Source organism: Marivirga aurantiaca (assembly GCF_016679925.1).
In the GTDB taxonomy this organism is placed as follows: Bacteria; Bacteroidota; Bacteroidia; order Cytophagales; family Cyclobacteriaceae; genus Marivirga; species Marivirga aurantiaca.
In genome coordinates this window covers 617,356-637,984 of record NZ_JAEQBW010000001.1, presented here as the reverse complement: position 1 = coordinate 637,984, position 20,629 = coordinate 617,356, and the positions used below count along the sequence as shown (strand labels likewise).

18 protein-coding genes are annotated in these 20,629 nt (G+C 38.4%); 9 read left to right on the top strand and 9 right to left on the bottom strand.

Annotated elements, in window-relative coordinates; genetic code table 11:
• Nucleotide 1 precedes the first annotated feature (1 nt).
• Nucleotides 2-1,309, top strand: coding sequence for a UDP-N-acetylglucosamine 1-carboxyvinyltransferase (murA, locus tag JKA74_RS02720; protein ID WP_201429621.1), 1,308 nt, complete (start codon nucleotides 2-4; stop codon nucleotides 1,307-1,309).
• 614 nt (nucleotides 1,310-1,923) lie between these two features.
• Here murA and JKA74_RS02715 read toward each other — a convergent pair.
• From JKA74_RS02715 to JKA74_RS02705, 3 genes are all read right to left on the bottom strand, one after another.
• A complete protein-coding gene (locus JKA74_RS02715; protein WP_317193548.1) occupies nucleotides 1,924-4,167 on the bottom strand; it encodes an acyl-CoA dehydrogenase family protein in 2,244 nt (747 codons plus the stop codon).
• 174 nt (nucleotides 4,168-4,341) lie between these two features.
• Nucleotides 4,342-5,070 (bottom strand): MbnP family protein, encoded by a 729-nt coding sequence (locus tag JKA74_RS02710; RefSeq protein WP_201429619.1) that lies wholly within the window; start codon nucleotides 5,068-5,070, stop codon nucleotides 4,342-4,344.
• Nucleotides 5,057-6,175, bottom strand: a complete 1,119-nt coding sequence (locus JKA74_RS02705; RefSeq protein WP_201429618.1) for a cytochrome-c peroxidase — start codon at nucleotides 6,173-6,175, stop codon at nucleotides 5,057-5,059. Before JKA74_RS02705 ends, JKA74_RS02710 begins: the two co-directional genes overlap by 14 nt.
• A gap of 229 nt (nucleotides 6,176-6,404) precedes the next feature.
• Here JKA74_RS02705 and JKA74_RS02700 point away from each other — a divergent pair, with 229 nt between their 5' ends.
• Nucleotides 6,405-7,889 (top strand): aminopeptidase P N-terminal domain-containing protein, encoded by a 1,485-nt coding sequence (locus JKA74_RS02700; protein ID WP_201429617.1) that lies wholly within the window; start codon nucleotides 6,405-6,407, stop codon nucleotides 7,887-7,889.
• A 12-nt stretch (nucleotides 7,890-7,901) separates the two neighbouring features.
• Here the strand turns inward: JKA74_RS02700 and rlmF are convergent, their stop codons facing one another.
• From rlmF to tilS, 5 genes are all read right to left on the bottom strand, one after another.
• Nucleotides 7,902-8,831, bottom strand: coding sequence for a 23S rRNA (adenine(1618)-N(6))-methyltransferase RlmF (gene rlmF / locus JKA74_RS02695; protein WP_201429616.1), 930 nt, complete (start codon nucleotides 8,829-8,831; stop codon nucleotides 7,902-7,904).
• Nucleotides 8,832-8,872: 41 nt separating this feature from the next.
• The gene (locus JKA74_RS02690) at nucleotides 8,873-9,097 is read right to left on the bottom strand and encodes a VF530 family protein (RefSeq protein WP_201429615.1); all 225 of its coding nucleotides are present in this window, start codon (nucleotides 9,095-9,097) and stop codon (nucleotides 8,873-8,875) included.
• A gap of 101 nt (nucleotides 9,098-9,198) precedes the next feature.
• Complete coding sequence (locus JKA74_RS02685; protein ID WP_201429614.1) at nucleotides 9,199-10,119, bottom strand: malate dehydrogenase; 921 nt, start codon at nucleotides 10,117-10,119, stop codon at nucleotides 9,199-9,201.
• A 119-nt stretch (nucleotides 10,120-10,238) separates the two neighbouring features.
• Complete coding sequence (locus JKA74_RS02680; protein ID WP_236587479.1) at nucleotides 10,239-10,706, bottom strand: Crp/Fnr family transcriptional regulator; 468 nt, start codon at nucleotides 10,704-10,706, stop codon at nucleotides 10,239-10,241.
• Between the two features lie 49 nt (nucleotides 10,707-10,755).
• The gene (gene tilS / locus JKA74_RS02675) at nucleotides 10,756-12,096 is read right to left on the bottom strand and encodes a tRNA lysidine(34) synthetase TilS (protein ID WP_201429612.1); all 1,341 of its coding nucleotides are present in this window, start codon (nucleotides 12,094-12,096) and stop codon (nucleotides 10,756-10,758) included.
• Nucleotides 12,097-12,160: 64 nt separating this feature from the next.
• Here tilS and JKA74_RS02670 point away from each other — a divergent pair, with 64 nt between their 5' ends.
• The 7 genes from JKA74_RS02670 (at nucleotide 12,161) to recN (ending at nucleotide 19,618) form a co-directional block, all read left to right on the top strand.
• Entirely contained in the window at nucleotides 12,161-13,777 is a 1,617-nt protein-coding gene (locus tag JKA74_RS02670) for an OstA-like protein (RefSeq protein WP_201429611.1), read from the top strand.
• A 144-nt stretch (nucleotides 13,778-13,921) separates the two neighbouring features.
• Nucleotides 13,922-14,578 carry a T9SS type A sorting domain-containing protein gene (locus JKA74_RS02665; RefSeq protein WP_201429610.1) on the top strand — a complete coding sequence of 219 codons (657 nt, stop codon included), beginning with the start codon at nucleotides 13,922-13,924 and terminating at the stop codon, nucleotides 14,576-14,578.
• 81 nt (nucleotides 14,579-14,659) lie between these two features.
• Nucleotides 14,660-15,484 carry an outer membrane protein assembly factor BamD gene (locus JKA74_RS02660; RefSeq protein ID WP_236587478.1) on the top strand — a complete coding sequence of 275 codons (825 nt, stop codon included), beginning with the start codon at nucleotides 14,660-14,662 and terminating at the stop codon, nucleotides 15,482-15,484.
• Between the two features lie 4 nt (nucleotides 15,485-15,488).
• Nucleotides 15,489-15,800, top strand: a complete 312-nt coding sequence (locus JKA74_RS02655) for a DNA-directed RNA polymerase subunit omega (protein ID WP_201429608.1) — start codon at nucleotides 15,489-15,491, stop codon at nucleotides 15,798-15,800.
• Nucleotides 15,801-15,809: 9 nt separating this feature from the next.
• A complete protein-coding gene (gene coaBC / locus JKA74_RS02650) occupies nucleotides 15,810-17,006 on the top strand; it encodes a bifunctional phosphopantothenoylcysteine decarboxylase/phosphopantothenate--cysteine ligase CoaBC (protein ID WP_201429607.1) in 1,197 nt (398 codons plus the stop codon).
• Nucleotides 17,003-17,899 carry a type IX secretion system protein PorD gene (porD, locus tag JKA74_RS02645; RefSeq protein ID WP_201429606.1) on the top strand — a complete coding sequence of 299 codons (897 nt, stop codon included), beginning with the start codon at nucleotides 17,003-17,005 and terminating at the stop codon, nucleotides 17,897-17,899. The genes coaBC and porD overlap by 4 nt, the downstream gene beginning before the upstream one ends.
• 66 nt (nucleotides 17,900-17,965) lie before the next feature.
• Entirely contained in the window at nucleotides 17,966-19,618 is a 1,653-nt protein-coding gene (gene recN / locus JKA74_RS02640; RefSeq protein WP_201429605.1) for a DNA repair protein RecN, read from the top strand.
• Here the strand turns inward: recN and JKA74_RS02635 are convergent.
• Entirely contained in the window at nucleotides 19,615-20,625 is a 1,011-nt protein-coding gene (locus JKA74_RS02635; RefSeq protein ID WP_201429604.1) for an acyl-CoA synthetase family protein, read from the bottom strand. The genes recN and JKA74_RS02635 overlap by 4 nt on opposite strands.
• Nucleotides 20,626-20,629 lie beyond the last annotated feature (4 nt).

Sequence of the window (20,629 nt, the reverse complement as noted above, 5' to 3'; positions counted from 1 at the left end):
AATGGCATCATTCAAAATTACCGGAGGGCTGAAGCTTTCCGGTGAAATCACCCCTCAGGGCGCAAAAAATGAAGCATTACAGATTCTATGTGCTGTTTTACTCACTTCTGAAACTGTCACCATCCATAAAATACCCAATATCATTGATGTTGTAAAACTGATTGATCTCTTAGGTGATTTAGGTGTGGAAGTCAAAAAACTCAGTGAGGAATCTTATCAATTCAAAGCTGAAAACATCGATTTAGAATTCTTCGGAACAAAAGAGTATACCCAAAAAGCAGCTTCATTAAGAGGTTCCATTATGCTTTTGGGTCCATTGCTTTCCAGATTTGGTAAAGCCATGATACCCAAACCGGGCGGTGATAAAATTGGAAGAAGAAGGCTTGACACCCACTTCATAGGTTTCGAGAAATTAGGCGCCAAATTTTTGTTTGATAATAAAAGCAGCTTCTACCATATTGATGCTTCTGCCTTAAAAGGAACCTACATCCATTTGGATGAAGCTTCTGTGACCGGAACAGCCAATATTGTGATGGCCGCCAGTCTTGCTGAGGGAAAAACCACTATTTATAATGCCGCCTGTGAACCATATTTGCAGCAACTTTGCAAAATGCTGAACCGAATGGGAGCCAAAATCACAGGAATTGGTTCTAACCTGCTTCATATTGAAGGAGTAAGTGAACTGAAAGGAACGGAACACACTATGTTGCCCGACATGATTGAGATTGGTAGTTTCATTGGCCTGGCAGCTATGACCCAATCAGAAATCACTATTAAAAATGTGGGGTTAGAGCATCTGGGAATAATTCCTGATACATTTAAGCGATTGGGCATTAAGATGGAATTCAGAGGTGATGACATCTTCATTCCGAGCCAGCAAAGTTATGAAATAGAGACTTTCATTGATGGTTCAATTATGAACATAGCCGATGCTATTTGGCCAGGATTTACACCTGACTTAATCAGTATAGTATTGGTAGTTGCCACGCAGGCTAAAGGCACGGTGCTGGTGCATCAGAAAATGTTTGAAAGCCGTTTATTCTTTGTAGATAAATTAATTGATATGGGTGCGCAAATTATTCTTTGTGATCCGCACAGAGCCACCGTTATCGGGCTCAACAGACAAATTAATTTACGGGGTATCTCTATGACATCTCCAGACATTAGAGCCGGTGTTTCTTTATTAATAGCTGCTTTATCCGCTGATGGGGAAAGTACCATCCACAATGTGGAGCAAATTGACAGGGGATATCAAAACATTGATAAAAGACTGAATGCTTTGGGTGCCAAGATTGAGAGGGTGGATTAATTAAAGTGGTTAGTATTTGGAAGGAATAAAAGTGGTTCGTGAGACACGAACCACGGCTGTGAGAGAAGCTGAGAAAGTTTGCTGCGCTCGCAAATACGCTCTAATTTCAGTTTTCTAAAATATTACGACTGGGTTTTTGTATGAGTATTGTATTAGTGCGTGAGCAATGCGCTCGATGTTGGTACGTTGAAAACGTCAGGCATCAGGTTCCAAGCTTTTATTCCCAATAACAAAGTGTTTGCTAATATTATTAAAGGAAAAGAGAGGATTAAGGTGTTAATCCTGAATCAAGCCTCTCCCCAACCCTCTCCCAAGGAGAGGGAGCTCGTTTAAGGGAAATATAACAGCTTAGGTCTTTAATATCGACCAAGGCTCAACTCCACTGGTTATTGCGAGCATGTTATTCCGTGTCCACGGAATTCATGAGAAGCAATCTGTTGGTTATGACGCAAACAGCCTAGGTCTGTTCTGGATTAAAAATCACAAACCACGGCTTTACAATGCTTTCCGGAGATGCGAAATACGACTTTTGGCATTTGCTAAGTCCGATAAAATTGTGAATCAAAATCCCCTGTGTTACAAACGCAGGAGGAATTAAGTATTTTACAAACCAATTATTTCCTCATAGCTATTGGGGCAGCTAAGCAACTCTCAGGAATACCAAAAGCATCAGTAAGTGCTATAGACTCCTGCCTTATTTCCCAGCATAGTTGATTGACAGTTTTGCGGATTGCTTTGGTTTTTACACCCTCCATATAGCCTTGCTCCAGGTACCAACCTTTATTTTGTTCGATGGTATGTAGTGCATATAATTGGCAAAGCTGGGTCAGGACTTTTTTACAACCTTCGTCTTTGGTATTATTTATCTGCAACTGGAATTGCTCCAACACAACCCTTTCTATATACGCCAGGCCTACATTTACCAGGTGGTGCTGACTTACATTAAATGCATCAAAGGAATCCATACCTTCATCAATATGCCGTTTCAACCTCTTGGCCGAAGAAGCTACTATTTCCCGCTCTCTGAAAGTAAAAGCTTTCATATGAAAGTCAAAATCAAGCAAGTGTTCTTCGTCAGTGCTGCGCACAATAATTGGATTCTTTTCGGTAACGCTGGTTCTTGCCTGACTGACTACATAATTGAACATGGTGAAGATATTCATATCACTGAATTCCTCCTTAAATTCGGAAAGCCTGCTTTTGGCAACCAGTTGCATTAAAACTGTATTATCCCCTTCAAAGGTGGTGTATATCTCAGAATCATTTTTCAGGTCATCAATTCTATTTTCCGACAGATAGCCTTTACCACCACAAGCTTCCCTGCACTCTTGCAAAGTGGCTGTTGTAAACCATGTTGTATAGGCTTTTATTCCCGCAGCGAGGGCTTCAATTTCTTTGGCTTCTTCCTCAGTTTTGTTTAAGAAGCGTTCTGTTACATATTTTAATGCAAAGTGCAAAGCGTAACTTTTAGCCAGGGGTGGCATCAGTCTGCGCTGGTGCATGCGGTAGTTGAGAATAGGCACCTCTTTCCCTCCCTCGGGGCCAAATTGCATGCGTTCGTTGGAATACCTAATAGTAATAGTGAGTCCTGATTTAGCAGCTGATAACGCTGAGCGTGGTATACCAATTCGCCCTCCTACTAAAGTCCCTAACATTGTAAAAAAACGTTTATTATCGCTTGAAATAGAGCTTTCAAACTCTCCCGCATCATTTACTTTTGCAAAACGATCCAGCATATTTTCTTTAGGAATCAACACCTCATTAAATCCAATCAGTCCATTATCCACACCATTGAGACCCATCTTCCGCCCACAGTCTTCAATGCTTACCCCTTTTACAATTTCACCTGATTTACTCCGAAGTGGCACCACAAATGTGTTAACACCAAAATCTTCTCCGTCAATCATCAATTTAGCAAAAACAGTGGCCATTTGACCATGCATAGCAGCATTACCAATATATTCCTTTCGCGCCAGCTTATGTGGTGTGTTGATGGTAAATGTCTGGTCCTGATGGTTATAGGTAGCTGTCGTTTCCAATCCCCGAACATTGGATCCATGGTTGGTTTCTGTCATTGCAAAGCAACCGGGCAATTCCAAAGTACCGATATCTTTTAAATATTTCTGATGGTGCTTTTCTGTACCTAAAAAATAGATGCTCATACCCCAAAGCCCAAACTGCACACCAAACTTGATCACCAGGCTCAAATCATGATAGCTCAAGGCTTCCATAATAGTGAAATAGCCTTCCATATCCTCTTTGCCACCATATGCTTTAGGGAATGCCCAGCTTCCAAAGCCTTGTTCAGCAAGCGCTTTGCTCCAGGCAAAGACTTGTTCCCGCTGGGCTTTTATGCTTTCATATTCAGGGTAGGCAAAGGATTGATCGGAGATAGTTTCCTTGATTTTTTTGATCAGCCCAGCTTGATTACCATCCAAAATACTTTGCATGCTCTCGACACCAAAAACTGATCTTGCCTCATATCGGGAGGTAATTGTGCTGTGTTCCTGTTCAAAAAGGTAACCCACTTCACGGCTAAGCAAACCTAATTCCGATTCTGCTTCTTGTAAGGATTGAATACTCTCACCATCAAAGCTTATTGGTTGTCCATTGGTATGTTGCTTTACCAATTCTATTCCTAAATCAATAGGACTTCGATAGCCATTTTTCTTTACATTTTTGATTTCCTTTCTCCAGGCTTTGAGTTCATTGGGTCCTGGAAATTCAGAGAGATTTAATTTATCAAGCAAAAACTTCTTTTCTTCCTTGCTGAGCCATTTTTGCCTCTCCAGTAACTTTTTCATCACCTTCATTTCTGAGGGGGTGACAGTTAAATCTGCCCAAAGTAAATAGTACATTGGGAGAAAAAGATACAGCTTTGGATTATTTTTGAATTCAGCAGAATGGATCATGTTTACCTGTTCTTTGGAACTAGATAACTATACGCTTTAATGGGGTGATAGTTATTGAACAAGAAGATTATTGGATTGAATCAACCCTTTAGCCTACTTGTTCTCACACACCAAAGCATTTTAATGTTGGGCTGTTTCCTCTTTTAAATAAATATATCCATTTGAATAGTTCTCGCCAATCAAATCTGCTTCATTATTGAACTGAAAATCATTCTCTACTTCAAAATCAATAGTATGAGGATTTTTAAACGCTTCTAAAAGATCAACAACAAAATTCAAATGAGCCCTTTCCTCTCCTAAAGACAATGGTGATAAGTTGAACACAAGATTTTTGAGGTTATTTGCAGTACCGATATGTACCACTACTCCCCTTCTGTTTCCCACGATATCTATGAATTCCCCATCCATCCTGACATACTTATAGCCTGTTGTCCAGTTCCATGCCATATTATTGGAGGGATCTAAATCGCCTACTATTTCTTCCGATAAATTGGCTTCCCCGGCCACTCCGATGTAGAAGCTAATTTTTTCATATTCCCCTACAGGAATATTCTCCAACTCCAGGGAGAATCGTCCTTCGTTCAGAGGTTCAATCAGGTAATAACTATCAGGGATTTCATATATGGCTCCATCTTTCTTGATGAGTCTAACTTTACTAATGTATGTTCTCCATAATCTTAATGAAAATTCATTTCCTGCTTCGGTTTCGTACAAATGTTCATACTCAAAAACCTCTTCCCCTGCTTTATGTTCAAAAGTCAATTCCAGTGAAGTAGTGGCCTGCTCATCATCTTTACAAGCAAACAATAAAGCAATTATTAATAGGCTCAATAGATTAGTTGTTTTCATTTTCAAATGGGTTAGAGAATTGAGGGTTATTGATGAAATTTTCATCAGTCAGCATATGTAAAAAAGCAATAATATCTTCTTTCTCCTGTTCGGACAGGAATAGTTGAGGTCTTTCGCCCGCAGCTTGATTTTCATTGCTTCCTTCGATAATTAAAATATCCAGAGTATTACTTTGATGGATTCCCTGATCGTAATGTTCCAGCACTTCTTCCAGGGTTTGAAATCGCCCATCGTGCATATAAGGAGCTGTTAAAGCTATATTTCTTAGACTGGGAGTTTTAAATCTTCCTCTATCCTTAGGGTCTCCTGTAACCGCCATCAATCCCTCGTCCATGTTTTCATCATTGTCCAACCCATTGTTATGAAAGCCTTGCAATCCGTCAATAGCCCCGGAAGTAAGTGGGCCCAAATGGCAATCACCACAATTTCCACCTCTTAGCTGGCCGGGAATCGGATGTGTAAAGAATAATTTTTCACCCCTTAATTCCTGCTGTGTAGGCTGGTATTCACCTCTCAATTTTTGATCATATTTGGAATCGGCAGAAATCAAAGCTCTTTGGAATTGTGATAGCGCTTTGCCTATTTTCTCTTCTGTAATTTCAGGAGAACCAAATACGTCCTGAAACAAATCAGAATAACCATCTTCCTCTAATTTTATAATGGCATTTTCCAGTGATTCATGCATTTCTATGGGATTGGTGATGGGTTCCAAAGATTGGGTTTCCAGTGACGGCATGCGTCCGTTCCAGGTGAATTTTTCTGACCACAGCATATTGACCAACGACATTGCACTCACCTGCCCCGCAACTCCATCAATTCCCTTACTTACTGCCAATCCATCTGCAAAAGCTTTTTGCTGTTGGTGGCAACTGCCACATGACATGCTATTGTCACCCGATAATTTGGTTTCATAAAATAGCATCCGGCCTAATTGAAATCCTTTCTCAGTTGGAGGATTGTCTTCCGGAATCCTGTTATTAAACTCTCCAAAGTACACAGGTGCTTTGAGTTCAAAAGGTTCTTCTTTAGGAGGCAATTCCACCGGCTCCTTACAGGATGTAACTGCTATTAGAAGCAAAAAATATATGATAAACTGTGTCCTCATTTATTGATTTGACCAATTATCCCAGTGAAATTCACAGGCAGAATAATAATAATCCAGAATGAAGGTATTCTGGATTCATAACGCTAAAGTACTATGGAAAAGTTTATATTAAAATTCTATTTTCCAAAAACAGGAAGAATGAATTCTTTAAACAGGAAAATCACCAAAAATGTAATAACAATATATATTCTGCTAAGAAGTTACTAATTTAAAAAACAAAATTTAAGCCATGCGTCTACTCATCCTTTCCTTTGTAATATTATCACTCTTGACTTCCACTCCCCTTTTAGCTCAAACCAATTCCAGGCCAACTGATTTCCTTTCAATGGATTTTCACAAAGAAAGAAGACAGCTATTGAGAGAAAAGATGCCGGAAAATTCTGTTACGGTTGTATTCTCCAATCCAATCCGTAATCGTGCCAATGATGTGAATTACATGTATCATCAGGATCCGAATTTCTACTATTTAACTGGGCATCAACAGCCACATGCCCTCTTATTGATATTTAAAGACAAGCAAAAGCTCAATAACAAAAGTTTTGACGAAATACTTTTCATAAGAGGGAGAAATGCCCTTGCAGAATTGTATGATGGGGAACGCCTGGGAACAGAAAATAGTCGGGAGAAATTAGCCATTGAACTGGCCTTTGAGACTCCTGAGTTTGAAAAATTCTCGATAGATTTTAGTCAATTTGACCAAATTCTATTTATTGATTTTCAAAATGATGTGAGAGATACAGAGGAAAAAGGAGATTTATATGACCTGATTGCCCAATTTAAGCAAAAGGTAAATTACCCGGATAAGGGAACGCTTTCCATCGAACCAGAACCACAAAAAAATAACCTTAACACCTCATTGCTTCAGGAAATCTTAAATGATATGCGTGGTATTAAAACTGCAGAAGAAATTGACCTGCTAAGAAAAGCGGTAAAAATTTCAGCTTTAGGCCAGGCGGAAGTGATGCGGGCTATTCAACCCGGAATGTCTGAAATGGAAGTTCAGGGAATGCATGAATTTATCTACAAAAAATACAAGGCCGAGTATGAAGGTTATCCTAGCATTGTAGGAGCAGGACACAATGGGTGTGTATTACATTATATAGAAAACTATAAGCCGGAAATAGAAGACGGTGAATTGATTCTGATGGATTTGGGAGCAGAATATCATGGTTATACTGCGGATGTTACCCGTACTATTCCTGTGAATGGTAAATTTACTAAAGAGCAAAAGCAAATTTATGACCTCGTTTATGAGGCGCAGGAAGCAGCTATGAGGATTTGTAAAGCAGGGACTCCTTTTAGTGAGTTATATGAACAAACATTGCAGGTAATAAATGAAGGACTTCTGGAATTAGGTATTGTAAAAAGCCTTGAGCCGAAAGATTTGATAGACCCCAAAACAGGAAGACATAGATACTATCCACATGGGTGTTGCCACCACATTGGACTGGATGTACATGATGCAGGTAATTACAATCTTTTAGAAGAAGGAATGGTCATCACAATTGAACCGGGCATTTATATTCCCGAAGGAAGCCCTTGCGATCCCAAGTGGTGGAATATTCCGGTGCGAATTGAAGATGATTATTTAATTACGGCAGATGGATATGAGTTGCTTTCCAAAGATGCCCCAAGACAAAGCGAGGAAATTGAAGCGCTTATGAAAGAAAAAAGCGCCTTCACTCAATTTAATTTGCCGGATTTAGAAGATTAATGGCTTAACATATTAATTGGGCAAAAACGTCCACACCACAATACGACTGGTTTTATTACCATGGCTTATAGGAAGTGTTTCCATTTCCAAAGCACCAGTCTGTTTGATGGCAGCATATATCGGTTTCAGATTCTCACTTTTAGAAACCAAAGTGGAAAACCATCTGCATGAATGGGAAAAGTGCTTGCTTTGCACCACCATGTTAGTCACAAATTTTCTTTCGCCACCTTCACACCAAAGCTCGTTGCTTTGGCCACCGAAATTCAATACAGGTTCAGTCACTTTATCCCTCCCAAGGTTTTTTAATTTTCGCATGGTACCGGCCTGCGCCTCTTCAGCTGATGAATGAAAAGGCGGGTTGCAAATGCTCAAATCATAAAACTCATGTTTTTTAATAATGCTATTGAATATGTCCGTTTTCTTGTTTTGTAAGCGGAAGTTGATTTTACCTTCTAAGGATTTATTCTTATCGACTATTTTTTGAGCTGAACGGATAGCTTTAGGATCTATGTCTGTACCCATAAATGACCAGCCAAACTCTTTATGCCCAATGATTGGATAGATGCAACCTGCCCCAACACCAATATCCAGACAATTAACAAGCCCCCCTTTAGGGACCACCCCACCTTTCTTCTTACCTAAAAATTCAGCAATATGATGCAAGTATTCAGCCCTTCCAGGTATAGGAGGAGATAAGTAGCCTGAAGGAATATCCCAGTATTCTAACCCATAATGGTGTACCAACAAAGCTTTATTCAGCATTTTTACGGCATCAGGATTTGAAAATTCAATGGTTTCATCATCAAATTTGTTCACCACCACAAATGGAGCCAAATCAGGACAGCTTTCAATTAATTTAGGTAAATCATAGCGATGCCTGAATCTGTTATCGGGATGCATTCCGGGCTTTTCTGTTGGATGTATTTTTTTCTTACTGCTCATATTCCAGGCTCAATATTAATAGTCTCTATTTCAAAAACAGATTACTTTTTATTCAATGATTTCAAATACAATTTCTCCACTTTTTCCCTGGCCCAGGGCGTTTTCCTCAAAAAAGTTAAACTGGATTTAATGGAAGGATCAGTGTTGAAGCTATTGATCCTGATTCTGTCACCTAATTCTTCCCAGCCGTATACCTCTACCAGATGCTCCAAAATGGCTTTTAAAGTAACACCATGAAGTGGATTATTGGGTTGTTGTTCTGCCATCTTTTCAATGATAGTTTATGGATCAATAAAAAGGCACTCTAGCAAAATAGAGTGCCTTAAAATATATCTTCCTCAAAGGTACAAATATATCCGTTCAGGATTTATAACAAGTCATTTGTTTTACGAACAGCATCAGCACTTTCAGTGAATTTTTGCTTTTCCGCATCATCTAATGCGATTTCTACAATTTTTTCAATACCGTTTCTGCCGATTATAGCAGGCACACCCAGACAGATGTCTTTCTGACCATATTCGCCTGACAACATGCATGAGCTTGGGAACATTTTTTTACTATCCCCAGCTATTGCCTGCACCATTGCTGAAACAGCTGCACCCGGTGCATACCATGCTGAAGTACCCAAAAGTTTAGTCAATGTAGCCCCACCTACTTTTGTCTCCTCTTTCACATATTCCAATTGTTCACTATTTAAAAAACTGCTTACAGGCACACTATTTCTTGTAGCCAAACGAGTAAGAGGAATCATTCCGGTATCGCTATGTCCGCCAATTACGAGGCCGTCCACATCAGATGCCGGACAATCCAAAGCTTCTGCCAATCTGTACTTGAACCTGGCAGAATCCAGGGCTCCACCCATTCCAATAATTCTGTTTTTAGGAAGGCCCGTTGCTTTATGAGTCAGGTAAGTCATTGTATCCATAGGGTTAGATACAACAATCACAATTACGTTAGGTGAATGCTTAATCAGGTTTTCTGCCACTTGCTTTACGATTCCCGCATTGGTGGAAATTAATTCCTCTCTTGTCATACCCGGTTTTCTAGGGATTCCGGAAGTAATCACTGCCACATCGCTATCAGCAGTTTTAGAGTAATCATTGGTTACTCCTGTAATTTTGGTATCGAAGCCATTTAAAGAAGCTGTTTGCATTAAATCCATAGCTTTACCTTCGGCAAAGCCTTCCTTAATATCTACTAAAACTACTTCTGCAGCAAAGTTTTTGATTGCTATGTATTCTGCACAACTGGCACCTACGGCCCCTGCTCCTACTACGGTAACTTTCATTTGATTTATTTTAAAGATTAAACATTATGTATTTCACGAATTTAAAATTACAAAGATATATGCTATGTTTAATAAAATCAGTTATTAGTTTGTTCATCTGCCACTAATTAAAAAATATTTCAAATAAGCTTCCCATATACATGCCCCAGTTCAAAAAAGCCTAAATTATTTTTGTAGGCTGTGAACAAGCGATTCATATATTCATCTTGTTGTTTCAGATAGGACTCCAGTACCTTGGCCTTAATTTTAGGATAATGTTCAAATATTTCGAAGATATTTATTTGGGGAATCACATATATATGAGCTGCTTCACTTGACACTACTGCATTATAAATACGTTTAGCATCCGGCACCAGGGCATTATCTCCAAAAGACTTATCGGCAGGAAGAAACCCCAGATGTTCAAAATGATCCTTTATATCCAGTGTTAAGGCAATTTCCCCTTTAATTAGCAAATAGAGTGCATGACTGGGATCTCCTCTAAAAAACACCACTTCATTAGCTTTATAAATACGAAGATGCATAAAAGGGATAAAATGCGACAGTTGTTCGAAGGACAATTGTTCAAACACATTGATTTTTTTCAAGAATCGGAATAAAATTAATTCCTTATTGCTATATGATTTTTTAAAGGGGTTAACTAATCTCATGATATTCTATTCGTAATATTGTTTGTGTTTGTTCTGTAATTTTAAACTGTTCAGAAACTCTATGGTTCACCAACCACATAATTTGATTTCCTGACGCTACAATTAATTGCTGTTCCTTATCTGTTAAAGATACCTTTCCATCAATCAATATATCACTTACCTTCTTTTTGCCTTTCATCCCTAAAGGTTGAATTCTATCCCCCTCTTTCCAGTTCCTCAATTCCAATGGCATTGTTAAAAGATCGAAATCAAAATACCCAACATTTTTTTCAGATGAAAATACTACCTCACTTCTATTGCATAGTTGCCAATTCAAAGAAAAACGATTTCCCATTACTTCTCCTTCTATTGTTCCGGCATTACCGGAAATAGTAAATGATTGGCTGTAAGCAGAACCTTCACTATTTGCTGAAACAATTAATTGATCTCTATCAACTACTAATCTAAAATCTTCACTTTCTAGTTTCGCTCCCGAATTTACAAAAGAAAAAGCATTCAGTTGCTGCAAAGAGAACCCGAAAGGTTTTAGCACTTCCGAAAGATAAACTTGCCCAAACTTCAAATTTAATATTTCTTTATTGATTATAAGCTGTTTTCCCTTTTCAGTTACATATTGCCTTTTTAATGAAGAGATTTTATCCTCAAAAGCTTCCTCTGCCGCACGTAAACGTAAAGATGTGGCCTGGAACCCTTCAAAAAGATTGGGGTTTTGTTCTACTAATCGAGGAATTACATGATGGCGCATTTCATTCCTTCTATAAGCATCTGACTGATTGGAAATATCTTCCCGCCATTGCAAATCTTGTTGTTGGGCATAATCCCTGATGCTGTTTTTATCGGCAAACAATAAGGGTCTGACTAAAAAGCCATTGACAGGTTTTATTCCCCTCACTCCTTTTATTCCTGTGCCACGAGCCAAATTCAGTAATACAGTTTCAAGGGAATCCTCTGCATGATGCGCAGTGAGCAATTTATTAAAATGATGTTTTTCCATAAGTTCCGAAAACCAACCATACCTTAGTTGCCTGGCCTGCATCTGAGTGGATTTTCCTTTTTTATGATCCAAAGAAGTTATCTCCACTTTCTTTACATGGCAGCTAACCTGATACTTTTGAGCTAAACTTTCCACGAAAGACTGATCCTTATGTGAATCCTCTCCACGTAATTGGAAATTCATATGTGCCATTTCAAACTTAAATCCATTTTGAAAAAGCAAATCGGCCAAAACCACAGAATCTACCCCACCACTGATGGCTAAAAGCAAATCGTCAGTTTTATCAAGTAATTTTTCTTGCCTGATAAAATCTAAAAATGAATCAGTTAGCATAATTCTTTGTTAAAATACTTAGTTTTGCACAGATTTTGCTCTGAGAGCAAGCAAAAGTAAAAGTATGAAGTTCCAGCGAATATTATTCTTAAGCCTACTATTAATCTCCACATTTTCTCTTCACGCTCAGCGGGGCGGAGTTAAATACGGGTCAAGTGGATATTCGGAATCGGTGAATAAAGGTTCCGACAGATTTACCCGCCTGGTAAAGGATGTATGGTTTGACATTAAGGATAAAGATACCCGTATTACCGGGGATTCAGCTTTATATTATGATAAACAGGGTATCATGATTGTATTTGGTGATGTACGAATTAAAAAAGGTGATTCCGTAACTATTACTGCAAGAAGGTTGAATTATTATATGAATGATAATAAAGCTGAATTAAGAAACAATGTGGTATATGAGGACAAGAGGATAAGGTTGACCACTAATTACCTGGACTACTATACCAACACTGAAGATGCCAGATTTTATAATGGAGGAAAAATTGTAGATGGCGAAACCACTCTGGAGGCAGAAGATGCCTATGTGATCAATGCTGAGAATTTAATTAAGTTTTATGAAGATGTAAAATTGAAAAGTCCTGACTATGATCTTAAAACAGACACGTTATTTTATCATCAAATCACTAAAATAGCCACTACCTACGGACCTACCCAGACGATCATGAAGGATGGTGAAATAATAGATGCCAAAGAAGGTGGGCGTTTTCAGACAGATAGCAAGCAGGTGACTTACCTGGAGGGAAAAATCACTACTGAAAGCTATGAGATATTTGGCGATGATTTGTTTTTCGATGATATAAGACAGGAATCCAGGGCAAAAGGAAACGTGCGCGTGATTTCCGAAGAAGACAATATCATCATTCTGGGTGATGAAGCCACTACCCAAAAGGATTCCGGAATTACTAAAATTTGGGGCAATCCCGTGATGAAACAATTAGTGGACAATGATACACTCTACATGTCGGCTGACACTTTAATATCCATTGACTCTAAAGTAGATTCATTAAGCCGACTATTGGCCTATAAAAATGTGAAGATTTTTAAATCCGATATGCAGGGAGTGGCTGATTCTATGGCCTACATGATGTTGGATTCTATGATATTCCTCTATGAAGATCCTATCCTCTGGAGTGATGGAAACCAAATAACAGCCGATACCATCGCATTGGAAATGGTCAATGGAAAATTGGACAAAATGAAAATGAAGAACCGCGCCTTTACCATCAATAAAGATACTGTTGCCAATTTCAACCAGATCAAAGGCCGGAATATGACAGCCTATTTCAAGAATGATAAAATGGATAAAATCCTGGTGAACGGGAATGGGGAGAGTATTTATTTTGCTATAGACGACAAGGATAATTCCCTTATTGGAATGAACAAAATATTGTGTAGCAATATGAAAATCCAGTTTTTGAATGGGCAAATGAATGACATTACCTTTTACAAAGATCCTGAAGGCAGGTTTATTCCTCCCCATGAAATAAATGAACCTGAAACTAGATTGAAGGATTTTAACTGGCAAATTGATAAAAAACCCGAGCTAAAAGAGGTGTTGGGAAAACATGCGCCCCTGGCTTTGCCAAGCCTGGAAAACCAACCGGAAATTATTAAACCTGATCCTTCCAGGCTTAAAGGAGAATTAAAGAAAATCGATTCAAACGAAAAATAAAATCAATTATTACATATGCTGTAAGGTTTTGTTCATAAATGGTTAGAATTATAAATATTTTTATTATATTTTTACTAATAATATCACCATTTATATGATAAGCAGCATATGAGATTAATGATTACAATATTGTATTTCCTAATAATGGCTTTCTCAAGCTATGCACAGGAATTTATAATAGTGGATCTTAAGAAATCATTAACTGTTCCGCATCAAAAAGAAACTGTAAGTACCTTTTCTATTAAAAACTATACTAATCAGAAAAAAAACTACTCAATAAGTATTAATAATGAGCTGTTAAAGAACGGTAGCAATATAAAAATCTGTGAGTCCGGTACATGCCACGCAACTACTTTAAAAGTGTCTGTTTCACCAAATAGTTCTTCAAAAGAAGTAGAAATTCGCTTTTCGGGAGGTCTCTCTAATTTTAAAAGTTCAGTCTTGTTGAAAGTAGTAGACTTGGAATACGATAAGGCAGTGACCAGTGAAATATTTCTTGAGGTGACCGATCAAAAAAATGATGATATTTTTTATCAGAAAGACAATTTATTAATTAGTAACTTCTATCCCAATCCTGCTAAAGAGTTTGCCAGTATGGAGTATAGCATTGATGCTTATGAGCAAAACGTAAAAATCATCCTGCAAAATGTATTAGGTAGTGTCATTAATGAGTACTCGCTAGATCCAAAAGAAAATAAACTACGCCTTCTCACAGAAAACATGAGTCCGGGAATCTACTTTTACACGCTTGTTATTAAAGATGAGGGCCTTGCCACAAGGAAATTAATTGTTAAAAAATAAGGTGCCAGCCAATCTTTCCCTCAACTAATCGTTGGAAATAAAATTGTTCATTCCATAAAACAAATGTATCTTTGCACCCTTATGCATAATTTGAGAAATTATATACTATTTTTAGCCATTTTAGGCATGGGGCTTAGCTCCTGCAGTGATTTCAGGAAAATCCAGAAAAGTGATGATTGGGAGAAAAAATATGATGCTGCCATTCAATATTTTGAACAAGAAGAATATTACAAATCCTCGGTTCTGTTAGAGCAAATATTACCTATCATTAAAGGTTCCGCCAAAGCAGAAAAAGCTAATTTTCTTTATGCATACACTTACTATCACGAACAGTCGTATTTATTGGCTTCTCATTATTTCAAAACTTTCTATGACACCTACGGGAGAAGCGATTTAGCCGAGGAAGCAAGGTTCATGTATGGTTATTCACTATATATGGACTCCCCCAGGTATAATCTGGAACAAACAAGTAGCAAGCAAGCCATTGTTGCCCTACAGGGCTTTATTAATAGATTTCCACAATCTGAATTTGTACCCAAAGCTACCCAGGCACTGGATGACCTTCAGGTAAAATTGGAGAAGAAAGCCTATGAAAAAGCATTTCTTTACTATAAGTTAAAAAAATTTCAAACGGGTGAATACCTTAAAGCTGCCCTGGTTGCCTTTGATAACTTCCAGGACGATTACCCTGATTCAAAATATGTAGAGGAGATAAGGTATTTGGAAATAGAAGCAATGTACAAATTGGCTGAAGTAAGTATTGCTTCAAAGAAAAAGGAACGATATACTGAAGCAATTCGTTTCTATCAGGATTTTATTGAAACTTATGAAAACAGCGAGTTTTTAAAGAAAGCTGAAAAAATATACGAGAGTTCCTTAAACGAAATCAGAAAATTAAATACTTAATTATATGGCAAATCCATCAATTACCACGAGAAGTACACAAGAATTAGTAGAACAAACGGGAAATATTTATGAAACAGTAGCTGTTGTTTCTAAAAGAGCCAGACAGATTTCCAGTAATATGAAAGAAGAGCTAAGCAATAAATTAGCTGAATTTGCTTCTACTGTTGACAACCTGGAAGAAATATTTGAAAATCGTGAGCAAATTGAAATTTCAAAGTTCTACGAAAGAATGCCTAAGCCTACAATTTTGGCTATGGAAGAATTCCTGGAGGAAAAACTTTATTACAGAAAGAGAGATCAAGAAGAAAAATTATAATTATTTCACTTGCTTCGAGCTAAGAAAATAATTTTAGGTATAACGGGTAGTATTGCCGCTTATAAATCGGCAGTACTTACCCGTTTGTTGGTTAAAAGCGGGGCTGAAGTTCAGGTGATCATGTCTGAGTCAGCGCAGGATTTTATCACACCCTTAACCTTGAGTACCCTCTCCCAAAAGCCTGTATTATCGGATTTTGTGAAAGACAATACCGGAACATGGAACAATCATGTGGCATTAGGCTTATGGGCGGATTTAATGATTATTGCCCCCGCCAGTGCCAATACTTTGGCCAAATGCGCCAATGGTATTTGCGACAGCTTGCTCCTGGCTACTTATTTATCTGCCAAATGCCCTGTCATTTTTGCCCCGGCCATGGACCTGGATATGTATGTGCATCCCAGTACTTTATCCAATCTGGCCAAATTAGCATCCTACGGTAACAGTATACTGGAAGCTACTTCAGGTGAGCTGGCCAGCGGATTGGAAGGTAAAGGACGGCTCCAGGAACCTGAAGACATATTAAAGTATATTGAAAAGCATTTTGCCGTAAAAAAAAACTTCTCCGGTAAGAAAATCCTGATCACAGCGGGCCCCACCTATGAAGCCATCGATCCTGTAAGGTTTGTTGGCAACAGGTCATCAGGAAAAATGGGCTATGCACTTGCACAATCTTTCATAGAGCAGGGAGCCGAAGTCACACTCATATCCGGGCCTTCTCATCTTGTGAAACCGGGAGGAATAAAGAAATTCATACCAGTAGAATCGGCTCAAGAAATGTATGAAGCCAGCAATAAGTGCTTTCCTGAAATGGACATAGCTGTAATGTCCGCTGCTGTGGCTGATTACAGGCCTAAAGATATCGCTCAGGAGAAAATCAAAAAAGCAGACTCCGGTATGACTATAGAAATGGAGAAAACAACAGATATAGCCAAAAGTCTGGGAGAGATAAAATCCAAAAAGCAGCTATTGGTAGGCTTTGCACTGGAAACCAACAATGAAGAAGAAAATGCTATCCGGAAACTGCAAAATAAAAACTTCGACCTCATCGTTCTTAACAGTCTGAGAAATCCGGGATCAGGATTTAATCATGACACCAATCAAGTAAAGATTTTTGACAAAGAGGGTTTAAAGTTTCAATCGGAATTGGAGTCAAAAACCACTATTGCAAAAATGATTTTAGAACAAATAGCCCTGCTTAAATGAAGAAACAAATAGTCATTCTTTTCCTGTGTTTTCAAGCAATGGCATCCTATTCCCAGGATTTATTCTTTGAAGTAAAAGTGGATGCTACCACAGCCAACACTTCAGAAACAAGGGTATTTACCAATATGGAAAATTCTTTCCGCCAGTTTTATAATGAAAAAAAATGGATGGAAAAGGACATTGAACTCTTTGAAAGGATAAAGTCTGTTATGGTGGTGAATATCACGGATATTCCCCGTACCGGAAGGTATGCCGGACAAGCCCAAATACAATCCGTCAGGCCCATTTATGGCAGCTCTTTCGAATCCGTCATGATTAATCTGGCCGACAGGAATTTACGTTTTGATTTTACGGAGTCCCAGCCTTTAATTTATACCCCTAATAGTTTCAACGATAACTTAGTGAGTATACTTGCTTTTTATGCCAACCTATTAATGGGGCTTGATTTTGACAGCTACTCGGAACTTGGAGGGCAGCAATATTTTGATGAAGCACTCAATATAGCCAGATCGGCACAACAACAAAACACTGGTCCCGGATGGGAGCAGTTTGGCTCCGAGGATAGCAGATATGTGTTAATCCAATCCATACTGAATGGTCAGTTGGAGCCCGTGAGACAAGCACTTTACCTTTATTACAGAAAAGGACTGGATGTGATGCATAAAGATCCCGAAGCTGGCAGAGAGTCCATTCTGGAGGCTTTAAGGAACATACAGAAAGCCAATAAATTAAATCCCAGTGCACGATTTATCGCTGTACTCATCCAGACCAAGTCGGATGAAATTGTTTCTATTTTCAGCGAAGGAGATATCAATCTAAGAAGAGAAGCCTACCAGATTATGCGAGAAATAGCTCCTGCTAATTCAGATAAGTATGAGGTGATGATAAAATAGATTATTATATTTACTTGCTTTAATTTTTCTTTAAATTTGGCACAGATATAAAAGACTTCAATTAGCATGCTGCAAAAGCTTCTCATCAAAAACTATGCACTCATTAAGGAATTGGATATCGCCCCGGCCCAGGGACTGAATACCATTACCGGTGAAACAGGAGCTGGCAAATCAATTATGCTGGGGGCCGTTGGGCTTTTGATAGGGAAAAGAGCAGATACCAAAGTGCTTTATGAAGCAGATAAAAAATGCGTGGTAGAAGGTATTTTTCAGATTGATGATTATGCACTCAAGCCTTTTTTCCTGGCCGAAGAACTGGATTACGAAACGGAATGTGTCATCCGTAGAGAAATTAGTGCCAGTGGAAAATCCCGTGCTTTTGTGAACGACACACCAGTTACCCTGGATGTGCTGAAAAAATTAGGGGGCTTTTTAATGGATATCCACTCCCAGCACGAAACCTTGCTTCTGGGAGATCAGGATTTTCAATTACAACTAATTGATGCCTATGGACAATCACAATCCTTGCTTCATGAGTACCAGCTGGTCTTTACTGATTATACCAGGGCTAAAAGAGCTCTGAAGAAATTTCAGGAAGCTTCTGACAATCTTAAACAAGAAAAAGATTACCACCAGTTTCTGTTTGAAGAACTGGACAAAGCCCAACTGAAGGCAGACGAACAGGAAGAGTTGGAAAATTCACTTGAACTCCTGGAAAACGGGGAGTTTATCCAGCAAAAATTATCTGAAGCTTATGCCGCTTTAGACCAATCGGAATTTGCTGTAAACACCACAATGCACCAGGCTGTAGAGGCATTAAAATCTGTTCAAAACTACAGTAAAACCTACAAAGAATTATTCGAAAGATTGAATAGCGCTTTTATTGAATCTCAGGATATCGCCAAAGAGCTGGAAATAGAAAATAATCAATTTGAGCATGACCCTGCCCAACTAAGGCAAACTCAGGACAGGCTAAGTTTGATTTATCAATTGCAACAAAAGCACAAGGCAGACAGCATGTCCGGTTTAATGCAAATTAAGGAGGAATTGGAAGAGAAATTGCTGGCAGCAGAAAGCGCAGATGGTGATTTGCAAAAACTGGAAAGTGAGCTGAATGCATTAAGTACCCAACTTAAAGAACTGGCAGCAAACTTAAGTAAAAACAGAACAAAACAATTTCCTCAATTAGAAAACGAGTTAAAAGGCTTACTGGCAGATCTGGGAATGACGGATGCCACAGTGAAGATTTCCAACAGTAAAAAAGAAGCTGACAAAACGGGGATTGATGATATTAAAATTCTTTTTAGTGCCAATAAAGGCATAAGCCCTCAGCCATTGAAGAATGTGGCTTCAGGTGGTGAATTTTCCCGGCTGATGTTTGCCTTAAAATATATTATGGCGGATAAAGTAGCCTTGCCTACTATTATATTTGATGAAATTGACACAGGAATTTCCGGAGAAATTGCTATTAAGATGGTTCACATGATGCAAAGAATGGCAGCCAATCACCAGGTCATCACCATAAGTCATCTGCCACAGATAGCAGCCAAAGGCGCCCATCATTATTTTGTTTATAAGGATAATTCGGCTGACAAATCAGTGAGTAAAGTAAAACTACTCTCCTCCGATGAAAGGTCTGTAGAAATCGCCAAAATGATTGGTGGGGACAATCCCAGTGAATCGGCCTTGCAAAGTGCGAGGGAATTGTTGGTGAATTAACCCACAAGCAAATTACAGCCTCTGATATCCGAATGATCAAAGCGGCCATACACACTGAATGAACCATCCACATTGACAGATCCGACATCCTTGGTTTCAATAAAGGAACAGCTGTCGATATTGGCCAAATCTATGATATTAATCCCTCCTGATCTTAACGATTCTGTAGTAATTTCAAATGGATCATTTACTTCCCTTACTAATATTTTCATTGTTTGAGAAGGCTGAAATATACCATCCCCTTTACTATAACTTTGGGACAAAAGCTCGGTCATGCCATATTCAGAATGGATCTTTTTTACATTCAATCGCTCACACAAAAAATCATGCATTGCCTCTCTGATCATCTCTTTCCTCCTGCCCTTCATTCCTCCGGTTTCCATTACTATGCAGTCTGAAAAATCCGGTGTGAATTCTTCCGCTAAGTCCAGTAAGGCAAAACTCACCCCCCATATGATTATTTTCTTCTCACTTCCTGATTTTTTTAAATCATCCACTTTTTTGAGCAAAGATTCCTGATCGTATAAATAAAATCCCGAATCTACCGATGCTGTCTGTTTAATAAAATAATCAACCATAGCCACCAGAGAGGAATTGGCTCTTTCCAGATAGGAAGGTAGAAGTGCCAGGATGATATAATCATTGACAGACCCATATAGTGACTCAAACAATTTCAAGCTATGTGATAAGTAAAAATTGAAATCTTTCACATAATGTTTACTGATCTGATCAATTGATCCGGTGCCACTGCTCTCGAAAATAGCTTCAAAAGCATCGTTGGGGTCTAATTGAGTGATTATTTGATGATTCTTGAAAAATTCTATCGGTAGAAAAGGAATTTTCTCTATTGAATTAACATTATCAGGATGTAATCCTCTAAAATCTACATATTTTTTATAAATGGGATTGTTAGTATATTGGAACTGAAAGAGAGAAAAGGCTAACTTTGAAAAATTTTCCTTAGTGACAGTATCAATTTGCTTAAAAAAACGTTCTCTTTCAGACATAGAT